The organism is Staphylococcus sp. FSL W8-1268 (assembly GCF_038003965.1).
Taxonomy (GTDB): Bacteria; Bacillota; Bacilli; order Staphylococcales; family Staphylococcaceae; genus Staphylococcus; species Staphylococcus hominis.
Genome location: NZ_JBBOQE010000001.1, coordinates 758,895 through 771,385, shown reverse-complemented (window position 1 = coordinate 771,385; position 12,491 = coordinate 758,895). Strand labels below are relative to the sequence as shown.

Here is a 12,491-nt window from a genome sequence, read left to right as displayed (position 1 = left end):
GAATGTGTATGTCTAATATATATCCGATTTGATGTTATTTAAACATAATTAAAAGGTTAAAGTTTATATAAACTCCAACCTTTTAACTATATTATTTAACTGAATCGTTATGTTCTAATGTGACGTAATCTCTAGCCCATGCTTCAATTGGTCTTAAAGCCTCAGCAAGTGCTTTTCCTTTATCGGTTAACTCATAAACGATAGAAACAGGACGTGTAGAAATGACTTTTTTGTCTACTAATCCCCACTCACCTAATTCTGTAAGCTTAATACTTAATGCACGTGGAGTAATTGTTTTTAAATCCCTTTTCATATCGGAAAAGTGTGCAGTATAATCAGCGCATCGAGATAGGTAATTAATGATTAAACCGTTCCAACTTCTACCAACAATTTTAAAGGTTTCTTCGAGATATGGACAGATTTCCATTGTCTTCACCTCTATTCAAAACTTCTTAAACATTACAGGTATTTAATATACTTCAGCAATTAATATATTTAAGTATATCAAAAATAATTAAACTTGTTCAGTCCAAATATCCGCACCTAATTCTTTAAGATGTTTAACGATATCTGTATATCCTCTATAAATATGTTTAACATTATAAATTGTTGTAACACCTTCTGCTAGTAATCCAGCAATAATCAAACAAGCTCCTGCACGTAAATCACTCGCATATACTTCGGCACCTTGAAGTTTAGAAGGTTTAATTGTTGCAGTACCAGTAGACGTATCTGCTTCAATACTAGCTCCCATATTTTTGAGCTCTTCTACATGGCGGAAACGAGCTGGATATATCGTTTCTGTAACGAAAGAAGGACCATCTGTCATAAATAATAAAGGCGTAATAGGTTGTTGTAAGTCAGTAGCAAATCCAGGATATACTAATGTTTTAATATCTACATTTTTATATGATGATTTACTTTTAATTACTATTTGTTCTTTATCATCATCGATATCAATATCAACGCCTAATTCATTTAGTTTAACTGTGAGGGCTTCTAAATGTTTAGGTACAATATTTTTAATTGTTACTTCTTCACCACAAGCAGCGGCAATACACATATACGTTCCCGCTTCAATTCTATCAGGAATCACTTGATATTCGGCTCCATGTAACTCTTCAACACCACTGATTTTTAGAGTACTCGTACCGGCGCCTTTGATATTTGCGCCTAAGCTATTTAAAAAGTTTGCTACATCTACTACTTCTGGTTCTTTGGCAGCATTTTCAATCGTTGTTTGCCCTTTTGCATGAACAGCTGCAAGCATAATATTGATGGTTGCACCAACACTTACCATATCTAAAAAGATGTTGGCTCCGTGCAATTCTTTTGCTTCTATTTTCATTGATGTATCACTTGATTCATCAATTTCAGCACCTAAAGCTTTAAATCCTTTAATGTGTTGATCAATTGGACGTGGGCCTAATGGACAACCACCTGGTAAACCAATCACACATTTTTTAAATCGACCTAACATGGCTCCCATCATATAATAAGAGGCACGTAAAGATTCAACTTTATTATTTGGTAATGGTGCATTTTTAATTTCTGATGTATCAACTTCTAATGTTTTACCATTAAGATTTGTTTTAATATTTAAATCTTCTAATAAACTCACAAGTGTTTCAACATCTGAGATTTGCGGTAAACCGTCAATTTTCACTTGTCCTTGCGCTAATAAAGTAGCTGGAATAATAGCTACGGCACTATTTTTTGCACCACTAATTGTAACTTCACCCTTTAGTGGTTGACCACCTCGGATTTTAATTACTTCTTGACTCATTTATTTTTTCTCCTTTATCGCCTTTTGTAAAATTATACATAATTCGCATTATAAATTATATATTATTTATTTGTAAAACACTAACTTTTAAAAAAATTTAGCAATTATAATATTAATATTAATATCTAAAAATCTAATAATTCATATAACGGATTGATAACACTATTATAAATCAATTTATACAATTAATTAATTCTGTTTTTTCATAAATTTTATAAAAAGTTAATTTAATTTTTATACATCGTGAGTCAGTCATTGAGTAACACTCCGCACGACTAACTTTATACAAATACTTTAATAATATATCGTAAAATTTTGTATAAAATAAAAAAACTGTCAACAAAGCGATCACTTTGCTGACAGTTAAGGTTGCCTTAACCTTTAATAATCTTTATTTTATTTAGCACGATTAGACGTACCAAACTCTCTAATCTTGCCTTTTACTGTTTCTTTAATAGCTTCACGTGCTGGACCTAAGTATTTACGAGGATCGTAAACTTCTTTATCATTGTTCAATACATCTCTAACAGCTTTAGCTGAAGCAATTTGATTTTCAGTATTTACATTAATTTTTGCAGTACCATAAGGGATTGCTTTTTGAATATCTTTAGTTGGAATACCTGTACCACCATGTAAAACAAGTGGTAAGCCAGTTGATGCACCAATTTCTTCCATTTCTTTGAAGCCTAATTTAGGTTCGCCTTTATAAGGACCGTGTACTGAACCTAATGCTGGTGCTAAAGTATCAATACCAGTTCTTTCAACTAATTCTTGACATTCTTTAGGATCAGCATAGATGATACCGCCTACAACATCATCTTCTTGTCCACCCACTGTTCCTAATTCAGCTTCAACTGACACGCCATGTTGATGTGCATATTCTACTACTTTAGAAGTAATTTCAATATTTTCTTCAAATGGGCTATGTGAAGCATCAATCATTACTGAAGTAAATCCAGCATCAATAGCTTCTTTACACTTTTCAAAACTTGAACCATGATCTAGGTGGATAGCTACTGGTATAGTAATATTTAAATCATGCATTAAACCTTCTACCATTTTAACTACTGTATAAAAACCACTCATGTAACGTGCAGCACCTTCGGAAACACCTAAGATAACTGGCGCGTTCTCTTCTTGAGAAGCTTCTAAAATAGCTTGTGTAAATTCTAAGTTATTTAAGTTGTATTGACCAACCGCATAACCATTTTCTTTCGCATCGATTAACATTTCCTTCATTGAAACTAATGGCATGAAAGTTCCTCCTTGTATCCAATTACATAAATTTTCAAAAATTATTATAGCAGATAATATTTTTTATTGCATGCTTAATTTAAAAATAATTGATAACTTTTGAAGCTTCATTGCATAAAATATCATATTTCATTACAATACTAATGAAATGGAGGATAATCATGTCAAAGATACTACAAACACAATTAACGGGTGTATTCAATCGTTTAGAAGACCAGGCGTTAGATATACAAATGGCTGCTCAATGTTTAATCCAAGCTATTGGTGGAGAAGGGTATGTATATATTAATGGTTATGGAGACTTAAAATTCTTTGAAACTTTTATATTAGACAGTGATGAAAAATTAAATTCTAGTAAAAAATTGAGTGAATTAAACAGTTTAAATGACTTAGACACAACTGACCGTGTATTTTTATTCTCTCCTTTTTATACCAAGGAAGTTGCTCAAGATGTTCAACAATTAATAGACAAAGATATTGATTTTGTATTAGTATGCAATCGTCCTAAACAAGAAGATTTCCCTGAACATCTTATGCATTTTGTAAACTTATCAACCCCGCGTCCAATCGTATATACTGAGGATTATGATAAAATTGTACAACCTCATACAATGGCGTTTAATTACATTTACTATGATATATATACACAAATGATTGAAATGACTAGAGACTTGGAATTATAAAATAACTTTATAATCATTAATACTTAACATGTACAGCCTTTAACTTCTATATAAATTGATATAAATGAAGCGGAATAGACTTTAAAAAGTAGTCTGTTCCGCTTCTATTTTGATATTTTAATTTTGTTGGTGTTTATAAGCAGCTTCTACAAAAGCTTTGAAAATGGGTTGTGGTCTATTAGGTCTAGATAAGAATTCCGGATGGAATTGACAAGCAATGAAGAAATCATTTTCTGGAATTTCTACCATTTCCACTAAACGACCATCTGGACTAGTACCAGAAAAGACCATTCCTTTATCTTCTAATTGTTCTCTATAAGTATTATTAAATTCATAACGATGACGATGACGCTCTTCAATATTTGTTTCATTATAAATATCATGCGCCAAAGTATGATCTTTAATAGTACATGGATAAAGACCTAAACGTAATGTGCCACCTAAATCTTCGATATCTTTTTGTTCAGGTAACAAATCAATAATTGGATATGGTGTATTTGGATCAAGTTCTGCTGAATGGGCATCTTTAAGGCCTACAACATTTCTTGCAAATTCGACAGTTGCTAATTGCATCCCTAAGCAAATGCCAAAATAAGGTATATTATTTTCTCTTGCATATTTGATAGCTGAAATTTTACCTTCACTTGCTCTAAAACCAAAACCACCAGGAACTAAAATTCCATCCACATCACTTAAGTAACTCTCTACATTTTCGTCTGTTACTTCACTTGAATCAATCCATTTTACTACAACATCTTTTTTCAATGGATAACCTGCATGTTTTAGTGATTCAACCACTGACAAGTATGCATCTTGTAAACTTACATATTTACCAACTAAGCCAATAGTAATTGTACCATCTAATGAATTAACGGTATCTAATAAATATTGCCATTCATCTAATTGTGTATCGTATTTAGCATCTAAATCTAATCGTTTAATTACAATATCGTCCATATTTTGAGCACTTAATTGTAATGGGATTTCATATAATGACGATGCATCTCTACATTCAATAACACTCTCTTTATCTATATCACAGAATAAAGCAATTTTATCTTTTAAATCTTGAGTCATTTCATATTCTGTTCGAACAACAATTAAGTCAGGTTGAATACCTAAACCACGTAATTCTTTTACACTATGTTGTGTTGGTTTAGTTTTCATTTCTCCAGCTGCTTTAATGTATGGAAGTAATGTACAATGAACATACATAACATTCTCACGACCAAGGTCACTTCTAATTTGGCGAATAGCTTCAATAAATGGAAGGGATTCAATATCACCTGTTGTGCCGCCGATTTCGGTAATGACTACATCCGCATTTGTACTTTCTCCAGCTAATAATAAGCGTTCTTTAATTTCATTTGTAATGTGTGGAATCACTTGAACTGTTCCACCTAAATAATCTCCACGACGTTCTTTTTTTAGCACATGTGAATATACTTTTCCCGCAGTGACATTAGAATATTTATTTAAATTGATATCTATAAAACGTTCATAATGTCCTAAGTCCAAGTCAGTTTCAGCGCCATCATCTGTAACAAATACCTCTCCATGTTGATAAGGACTCATTGTACCAGGATCAACATTTAAATATGGATCAAATTTTTGAATTGTTACTTTAAGTCCTCTGTCTTTTAACAATCTTCCTAGAGAAGCGGCTGTGATACCTTTACCTAAAGATGAAACTACTCCGCCGGTTACAAAGATAAATTTTGTCATTGTCTGACCTCCTAATTTATTAAGGGTTGCTTCCTTACTCTATCTCTACAAAATTTAAACATTTCCTAAAAATAAAAAAATCGCTCCCTCTCACATATTTGTAAGGGGAGCGTATAACATTTATACACGTGTCCTAATTAAAGGAGCCCGAATAAAATTTTAACATTTTTCATTCAAAAGTCAATTAAAACTAATATTTAGTCATTAAAATCTTCTGCATCTTCAAATGCTTCTTCTTCACCTTCAGCGATGTCGTCATCATCATCTTCTTCAATAACGATATCTGAACCGTCAATATCTTCTTCATTATCATCAGAATCATCTAATGTTTCTTGATCATCCGTTTGAGCTGGAATATCATCGTCATCATCCATTTCATCGTCGCCAAGTAACTTAAGATTTTCATCTTCTTCATCATCGTCATCAAGAATATCAAATTTTTGAATTGTTGGTGCAATTTTTTCTTCAATATCATCTACTGAATACCAATCACGTAATCCCCATTGATTTTCACCAACGTTTAAGAAACGTCCATCTGTATTTAAATCAGTATAAAATTGTACAATACGGTTTTCAATTTCATCATATTCATAATTACCAAGGCTTTTAAATTCATCAATAATATCGTAGAGATTCATTGTTGACCCTTTATCATGTAATAAAGTATAAGCCATATCGATAAATGATTTTTCATCAACCATTTCTTTAGTATAATCTTGAATTTTCATTATAACTAAACTTCCTTTCAAAGGATTTTATTATCTTTATATTGCTTTTATTAATAGTAACAAAGATAAATTATAAATGACATTTTATGATTTCGCAATTGCTATTCAATTAGTAATTAATATATTTTTTGAAAATAACTAAGTCATCTGATTGATCTGTCTCAACAAAGCCGCTACTAATACATAATGGCTTAAGTTCATTATTTTCTCCAAATAATGTAATACCTATACTTCTTATTTCTTTAAAATGTTTGCGTACATATGTAGGGAGTTGTCTTAAAGCACTCCCAGCAATCCCCTCTTTTCTTTGATCTTTATATACTTCTATTGCGGCGATTTTTAGATGGGTATCTAGATGTTCGAGTGCAATAAATCCAACTTTTTGATCATCTTTTAATAAATCAATAATTTGATACATTGCAATATTTGAATCTTTATTCTCAACTAATTTCAATGACGATACATGTTTAGAATCCAAATCTAAATAGTATAAACGTTCTTTACCGATGGGTCCTTCTTCTTTAGTAGCTGTATGCATGAATCCAGCACGTTCATATACATTCCAGGCCCCTTCATTTTCAGTATCAACAACTAAATATAAATGATTGAAGTCTGGAAACAATGCTTGAACATATTGAGGTAAATACATCATCATAGTTGTACCATAGCCTTGTCCTTGAAACTTTTCATTAATAGACAATGATCGAACATAAACGACATGCTCAGGTGTATCATATCCTTCATGTTGATAATATTGATGAAGTACGAAGAATCCTACTACATCTCCATTTTCATTAATGGCAATATTAGCTACTCGATTTTCATCATTTAAAGCATCTTCTAATACAGATTTAGGTAATGATGAATAAATTTGTTGTCGTTCACTTAATTCAAAATTTAAGACATCATCGCGATATTGTTCTTCAAATTCTTGAATTGTAATGTTTTCAAATTGCTTTACTATACTCATAAAATTAGCCCCTATATCACAAAGTTGTTTTAATAATATCATATATAACCTTTAAATCTTATAAAATGATCTATTTACTCTAATATTTACCATTTATTTTATAATATTGTAAAATAATTGCAATTCGTCAAAATTATTATAGTATTAACTTGTCATATATTAATTTTAGAGGTGAAAAAAATGAGAGTAGGTATCGATGCCGGCGGTACATTAATTAAAATAGCAATGGAAGATGATACACACCGTACATTGTCAACTGAATTAACAACAGATATAAATAAAGTCATTCAATGGTTAAACCAAAATGAATTCGAAAAAATCAATTTAACAGGGGGTAACGCAGGCGTTATTGCTGAAAACATCAAACAATCATCCCAAATATTTGTTGAGTTTGATGCTGCTTCAAGGGGATTAGGTATTTTACTTAAGGAGCAAGGCCATCATATTAATCAATACATATTTGCAAATATAGGTACTGGTACATCTTTACATTATTATAACGGTCACCATCAAGAACGTGTAGGTGGAATTGGTACTGGTGGCGGAATGATTCGAGGTTTAGGTTATTTATTGACTGAAATATCTGATTATGAAACACTTACAGATCTCGCTCAATCTGGAAATAGAGATATTATCGATTTAAAAGTTAAACATATATATAAAGATTCTGAACCGCCTATTCCTGGTGAACTCACTGCTGCAAACTTTGGCAATGTACTAAATAATATGAATGAACATGTTACTAACTCAGATAAATTAGCATCTGTAGTAGGTGTCGTTGGAGAAGTGATTACAACGATGGCGATTACAGTAGCTCGTGAATATCAAACAAAAAATGTTGTTTATATTGGGTCTTCTTTTAATAATAATCCCTTACTACGAAAAGTTATTGAGGATTATACTGTCTTACGAGGATGCCATCCTTTTTACATTGAAAATGGTGCATTTTCAGGTGCAATCGGTGTCCTTCATTTAAGCTAATTCAAACCAAAAATATTAACATACAAATCCCAATAGATTTCTTAAAAAAGAAACCTATTGGGATTTGATTTAAAATGATAATTCATTAGATACTTTTTGTGGAGAAACAATGGTACCTACGACTCCAGGTTTTAAGTCTACTGCAACAGCTTGATCATTATCTCTTAATTTATCAAGCCATTCACTAAATACACTACCTTCGATTTCGATTAAATCACATTCTTCAAAATCTTTATCACGAACTTTTCGTGCCCGATTTTTAATACTCCATACAGGCATAATATTAGGTTTTTGATTTTCTTTATCACTAATAAGAATAAATCTTTTTTCCCCTTTACGTGTTAAACCAAAAACATGATTTTCTTTTGAAATATCTTTTGCAAATTCTTTAAGACGAATTTTGTCTAATTCAGACATGAGTTCATCCATCATGTCTACAACTTTGACAATATGTCCCTCTTCTTTAATTGAAGTATTGATTAAAATTTTATCACTTTCATCAAACAATTCATCCATGTCATACGTAACGAACGTATCAATATCAATATTTAATAGTCGATCAAATTGAATGTCTGAGTGATTTAAATACTCTTTTGCGATGTCTTCATTCGTCCACATCCCTGTATAATCACCATCTTCATGATGAATACGAATTAATTTTTTATTTTTACTAGCCAAAATAATGACTTCATTAATTAATATCTCTTTGAAATAGTCATTATGCTTATATTCCATTGCAAACCCTCTCTCTTAATATACTAATTAAATGTTAAATTATATTAAAATTAACGTCAAACATCTATATTCTTTTTTATAGTTAATTTAACCTATACTCTAACTTAATTAGTATCATCAAGTTCACTAATAAATGCTTGTTCTAATTGTTCAACTTCTTCTTTAGAATCAGCATTCCATATACATCCAAAGCGAGATTTCACTTCATCTTTACCAAACCAATCACCGTCATAATACGAAAGAGGATAAAGCACGCCTTGTTTAACATATTTTAAAATAACATTGAAAAAACGAGTATTATCTCCTCTTGAAAAATAACTATAAAATTTTTGATAGTTAGGATTTAATTCATCTTGCAATAGTAACATGCTTGTCGAACCATTTTGTCTAAAATTCAAATCTATAGCAAATACATTATCATTTTCATCTAATAATAAATCAAATCCTGCCACACCAATAAAGCCTAAGTTCACTCCATTTTGCATAATTTCACGACCAGCTTGAATCACTTTTTCTGGAACATCATGCACATTTTCATTTCCTGCGTATAGACCATATTTATCGGTAATTTGATGGGCAGTACCTAGATAGGTAATACCTATTTCTTTAGAATATGCAAATTGGACACAATAATTTTTAACTGCTTCTATTTTTTGTTCAATGATTAAATTATCGGTGGCATGGGCCGCTTCAAATATTCGTTTAGTTGCTTTTTCTAAGTCTTCGTCGTTATAGCAAATCATTACGCCATAGCCACCTGCAGTTGGTAATTCATCTCCTGGCTTAATTACAAAAGGATAATCCCAATCTTTGATACGACCTTTGAAGTCTCTAATTGACACAATTTCACGATCCGGTAAATATTTATGATTTGTCCATTCAGGAATACATGATTTATTATTTAAAGCTACAAAAACGTCTTTATCAATGGCATACGCTTCGTCATCTACTATGTCATTGTTTTCGATATATTGAAAATATATTTTTTTCCCTTCTTTATTGATAATCTCTTGTAACAAGCGTTCATACGTTTCACGATTTCTAAATGTATAAAGATGCTCCGGTATTTTTTTACCAATAAGATCAAATAGTTGTTGTAACTTATCTGTAATACTCGCTTCGTGTACAACAATCGGCATATCCTTAGCGATAATCATTTCACGACCAGTCAAAAAATTAGACTGATGTTCTTCTGTTGTGAGCCAAGGATTCAATGCATAAGAAGGTCTTGAATTATATACAATATTTTCATCATACAAATCACTTAACGTTAACTTTGGAACACTATATTCATTTTTCATTTATTTACCCCTTTATTTGAGAATGTTGCTCTACAACCTCATCAAATAGTTTTTTATTTTCAATTAATTCTAGTCCCATAAGAGCAATAATTTTTGCGCCTCGAATCAAAGCTTGATCGCCATGAACACTTGCAGCTGCTTCTCTAAAACGGTGTGTATGACCTACTAAATTTCTTGAGCCAATTTTAACATGTGGATGAATCGTAGGAACTATATGACTAACATTTCCTGTATCTGTCGAACCAAAACCAAAATCATCATAACTTACTTCTTCGCCAACTTCTATGGCGTATTTTTCAAATAATTCATCTAGTTTAGGTGTTTTTATAAATTCATTTACACCATTTTGAATAGGACCAAATTCATAGTCACAACCCGTTTGGATGGCTGCACCCCTTGCAATTTGATTAACACGTTCTGTTAAAATATCAAGTTCTTTTCTAGTAGTGGCACGTGTATAAAATCTTGCATGCGTATAATCAGGTATAATATTAGCAGCTTTACCTCCATCTAAAATCACACCGTGTACACGATGACTTTTCTTAATCTGTTGACGTAATTGAGCTACACCATTGAAATAAGAAATCATCGCATCTAATGCATTTAAAGCCTCATCCGCATTTTCTGAAGCGTGGGCGCTTTTACCATAAAATTTAATATCAAGCACATCAACGGCTAATGTATTTATCGTTGGATATGTTTCATTTCCAGGATGAATCATAAGTGCAATGTCAATATCATCAATCACACCGGCTTTTACATATGAAGCTTTCGCACTTCCATTTTCTCCACCTTCTTCGGCAGGACATCCTAATACAACTACTTTTCCACCAATATGGTCGATGACTTGTTTAAGTGCGACTCCTGCTAATACACTTGCTGTCCCAATGATATTGTGACCACACGCGTGACCTAAACCAGGTAAAGCGTCATATTCAGCTAAATATCCTATAGTTGGTCCTTCTTTTTCAGACTGGTAAGTTGCAATAAAACCAGTAGCATGTCCGGCAATATCTGTTTCTATCTCAAACTCATTTGCTCTTAATTGATCAATTAATGTTCTTGAAGCAAATATCTCTTCATTGCCTAACTCAGGACGCTCGTGTATACGATGGCTTATTTCGACATAATCGTACTTTTTATTCTCTATATAGTCTAATATCTCTTGTTTACTACTCATCAATCTATACTCCTTTTATACACGAATATTAATATCTATATTTATTTAGACATCAAGTCAATCAATTTCTTGATGTATCTTTAAATTTAATTATTACTTATTTTATCGGATTTACTATAGATTGTCATTAAATTCGTTTGAATTTACAAAATTTTCTTACAATAAGTATTTAAATCACTTAATTAAGAAAATTGTAAATGATTGGCACTCTTGTTACAATCATATTATTCAAGCAATGTATTTATAGGAGGAAATAAAAATGACTAAAATGAACGTTGAAAGTTTTAATCTTGACCATACAAAAGTAGTTGCTCCATATATTCGCTTAGCAGGCACAATGGAAGGGATTAATGGAGACGTTATCAAAAAATATGATTTACGTTTTAAACAACCAAATAAAGCGCATATGGATATGCCAGCGCTACATTCATTAGAACATTTAATGGCTGAACATATCAGAAATCATTCTGATAAAGTTGTAGATTTAAGTCCTATGGGTTGTCAAACTGGTTTTTATGTTTCATTTATTGATCACGATGACTACGAAGATGTATTAAATATTGTTGAAAAAACTTTAAATGATGTGTTAGAAGCTACAGAAGTTCCTGCTTGCAATGAAGTTCAATGCGGTTGGGCTGCTAGTCATTCTCTTGAAGGTGCTAAAGCACTCGCAAAAGAATTCTTAGATAAACGTAATCAATGGAACGACGTTTTTGGTGAAGGCAAATAATTAATAATTAAATAAACCATACCCTACCTAAATGCTTTAGGTAGGGTATGGTTTATTTAAATTTTATTATAATTTTTTTACGATAGCTATTAAAATGAATTGAAGTGGTAATCTTAAGTATAATGCCCACTTAGGAACAGATTTATTTCCTAATGGTAATTGCTTTCTTGCCATGTAAATGTTTGCTGGTAAAACTGCAAGTAAAAATGCATTAATACCTTTTTTCAACCAATCAGCAGGTCTTTTGGCTAATAACATAACTCCAAAGAACATTTCAAATACGCCTGTCACTAAAACTGCTGTTTTTCGTAATGGTAAATACTCCGGTACAATCGATCTAAATTGACGTTCATTTGTAAAATGTAGTATTCCTGCTGATCCAAATGCTAAACCTAGTAAATATCTCATTATTTTCATA

13 protein-coding genes are annotated in these 12,491 nt (G+C 31.5%); 3 read left to right on the top strand and 10 right to left on the bottom strand.

What is annotated here, in order from left to right; translation table 11 throughout:
- Nucleotides 1-91: 91 nt before the first annotated feature.
- The 3 genes from NST64_RS03890 to fdaB form a co-directional block, all read right to left on the bottom strand.
- Entirely contained in the window at nucleotides 92-427 is a 336-nt protein-coding gene (locus NST64_RS03890) for a winged helix-turn-helix transcriptional regulator (protein WP_002448699.1), read from the bottom strand.
- An 87-nt stretch (nucleotides 428-514) separates the two neighbouring features.
- Nucleotides 515-1,786, bottom strand: coding sequence for a UDP-N-acetylglucosamine 1-carboxyvinyltransferase (locus tag NST64_RS03885; RefSeq protein ID WP_049437369.1), 1,272 nt, complete (start codon nucleotides 1,784-1,786; stop codon nucleotides 515-517).
- A gap of 396 nt (nucleotides 1,787-2,182) precedes the next feature.
- Nucleotides 2,183-3,040, bottom strand: a complete 858-nt coding sequence (fdaB, locus tag NST64_RS03880) for a class IIb fructose-bisphosphate aldolase FdaB (RefSeq protein WP_002448638.1) — start codon at nucleotides 3,038-3,040, stop codon at nucleotides 2,183-2,185.
- A gap of 161 nt (nucleotides 3,041-3,201) precedes the next feature.
- Between fdaB and NST64_RS03875 the strand changes: the two genes are divergently transcribed.
- Nucleotides 3,202-3,723 carry a DUF2529 domain-containing protein gene (locus NST64_RS03875; RefSeq protein ID WP_002455052.1) on the top strand — a complete coding sequence of 174 codons (522 nt, stop codon included), beginning with the start codon at nucleotides 3,202-3,204 and terminating at the stop codon, nucleotides 3,721-3,723.
- 117 nt (nucleotides 3,724-3,840) lie between these two features.
- On the opposite strand, the gene NST64_RS03870 is transcribed toward NST64_RS03875, so the two are convergent.
- The 3 genes from NST64_RS03870 to NST64_RS03860 form a co-directional block, all read right to left on the bottom strand.
- Nucleotides 3,841-5,448, bottom strand: coding sequence for a CTP synthase (locus tag NST64_RS03870; protein ID WP_002448707.1), 1,608 nt, complete (start codon nucleotides 5,446-5,448; stop codon nucleotides 3,841-3,843).
- Between the two features lie 197 nt (nucleotides 5,449-5,645).
- Nucleotides 5,646-6,176 carry a DNA-directed RNA polymerase subunit delta gene (gene rpoE, locus NST64_RS03865; RefSeq protein ID WP_002448639.1) on the bottom strand — a complete coding sequence of 177 codons (531 nt, stop codon included), beginning with the start codon at nucleotides 6,174-6,176 and terminating at the stop codon, nucleotides 5,646-5,648.
- 109 nt (nucleotides 6,177-6,285) lie between these two features.
- Nucleotides 6,286-7,146, bottom strand: coding sequence for a GNAT family N-acetyltransferase (locus NST64_RS03860; RefSeq protein WP_002448658.1), 861 nt, complete (start codon nucleotides 7,144-7,146; stop codon nucleotides 6,286-6,288).
- Between the two features lie 180 nt (nucleotides 7,147-7,326).
- Here NST64_RS03860 and coaW point away from each other — a divergent pair, with 180 nt between their 5' ends.
- A complete protein-coding gene (gene coaW, locus NST64_RS03855; protein WP_002488139.1) occupies nucleotides 7,327-8,127 on the top strand; it encodes a type II pantothenate kinase in 801 nt (266 codons plus the stop codon).
- A 69-nt stretch (nucleotides 8,128-8,196) separates the two neighbouring features.
- Here the strand turns inward: coaW and NST64_RS03850 are convergent, their stop codons facing one another.
- From NST64_RS03850 to NST64_RS03840, 3 genes are all read right to left on the bottom strand, one after another.
- On the bottom strand, nucleotides 8,197-8,862 hold the full coding sequence (locus NST64_RS03850; protein WP_002455050.1) for a DUF2750 domain-containing protein: 666 nt from the start codon (nucleotides 8,860-8,862) through the stop codon (nucleotides 8,197-8,199).
- Between the two features lie 104 nt (nucleotides 8,863-8,966).
- The gene (gene ldmS, locus NST64_RS03845) at nucleotides 8,967-10,163 is read right to left on the bottom strand and encodes an L-aspartate--L-methionine ligase LdmS (protein ID WP_002488135.1); all 1,197 of its coding nucleotides are present in this window, start codon (nucleotides 10,161-10,163) and stop codon (nucleotides 8,967-8,969) included.
- 4 nt (nucleotides 10,164-10,167) lie between these two features.
- Nucleotides 10,168-11,343 (bottom strand): M20 family metallopeptidase, encoded by a 1,176-nt coding sequence (locus NST64_RS03840; RefSeq protein ID WP_002448654.1) that lies wholly within the window; start codon nucleotides 11,341-11,343, stop codon nucleotides 10,168-10,170.
- Nucleotides 11,344-11,602: 259 nt separating this feature from the next.
- On the opposite strand from NST64_RS03840, the gene NST64_RS03835 reads away from it, so the two are divergent.
- On the top strand, nucleotides 11,603-12,073 hold the full coding sequence (locus NST64_RS03835; RefSeq protein WP_002448640.1) for an S-ribosylhomocysteine lyase: 471 nt from the start codon (nucleotides 11,603-11,605) through the stop codon (nucleotides 12,071-12,073).
- A gap of 66 nt (nucleotides 12,074-12,139) precedes the next feature.
- Here the strand turns inward: NST64_RS03835 and NST64_RS03830 are convergent, their stop codons facing one another.
- A complete protein-coding gene (locus NST64_RS03830; RefSeq protein WP_002448667.1) occupies nucleotides 12,140-12,490 on the bottom strand; it encodes a DoxX family protein in 351 nt (116 codons plus the stop codon).
- Nucleotide 12,491 lies beyond the last annotated feature (1 nt).

Excerpts from the sequence above, each read along its gene's own strand:
- NST64_RS03835 (WP_002448640.1), top strand. The coding sequence starts at position 11,603 with ATGACTAAAATGAACGTTGAAAGTTTTAATCTTGACCATACAAAAGTA.
- NST64_RS03840 (WP_002448654.1), bottom strand. The coding sequence starts at position 11,343 with ATGAGTAGTAAACAAGAGATATTAGACTATATAGAGAATAAAAAGTAC.
- NST64_RS03875 (WP_002455052.1), top strand. The coding sequence starts at position 3,202 with ATGTCAAAGATACTACAAACACAATTAACGGGTGTATTCAATCGTTTA.
- NST64_RS03870 (WP_002448707.1), bottom strand. The coding sequence starts at position 5,448 with ATGACAAAATTTATCTTTGTAACCGGCGGAGTAGTTTCATCTTTAGGT.
- NST64_RS03890 (WP_002448699.1), bottom strand. The coding sequence starts at position 427 with ATGGAAATCTGTCCATATCTCGAAGAAACCTTTAAAATTGTTGGTAGA.
- fdaB (WP_002448638.1), bottom strand. The coding sequence starts at position 3,040 with ATGCCATTAGTTTCAATGAAGGAAATGTTAATCGATGCGAAAGAAAAT.
- ldmS (WP_002488135.1), bottom strand. The coding sequence starts at position 10,163 with ATGAAAAATGAATATAGTGTTCCAAAGTTAACGTTAAGTGATTTGTAT.
- NST64_RS03860 (WP_002448658.1), bottom strand. The coding sequence starts at position 7,146 with ATGAGTATAGTAAAGCAATTTGAAAACATTACAATTCAAGAATTTGAA.
- coaW (WP_002488139.1), top strand. The coding sequence starts at position 7,327 with ATGAGAGTAGGTATCGATGCCGGCGGTACATTAATTAAAATAGCAATG.
- NST64_RS03850 (WP_002455050.1), bottom strand. The coding sequence starts at position 8,862 with ATGGAATATAAGCATAATGACTATTTCAAAGAGATATTAATTAATGAA.
- rpoE (WP_002448639.1), bottom strand. The coding sequence starts at position 6,176 with ATGAAAATTCAAGATTATACTAAAGAAATGGTTGATGAAAAATCATTT.
- NST64_RS03830 (WP_002448667.1), bottom strand. The coding sequence starts at position 12,490 with ATGAAAATAATGAGATATTTACTAGGTTTAGCATTTGGATCAGCAGGA.
- NST64_RS03885 (WP_049437369.1), bottom strand. The coding sequence starts at position 1,786 with ATGAGTCAAGAAGTAATTAAAATCCGAGGTGGTCAACCACTAAAGGGT.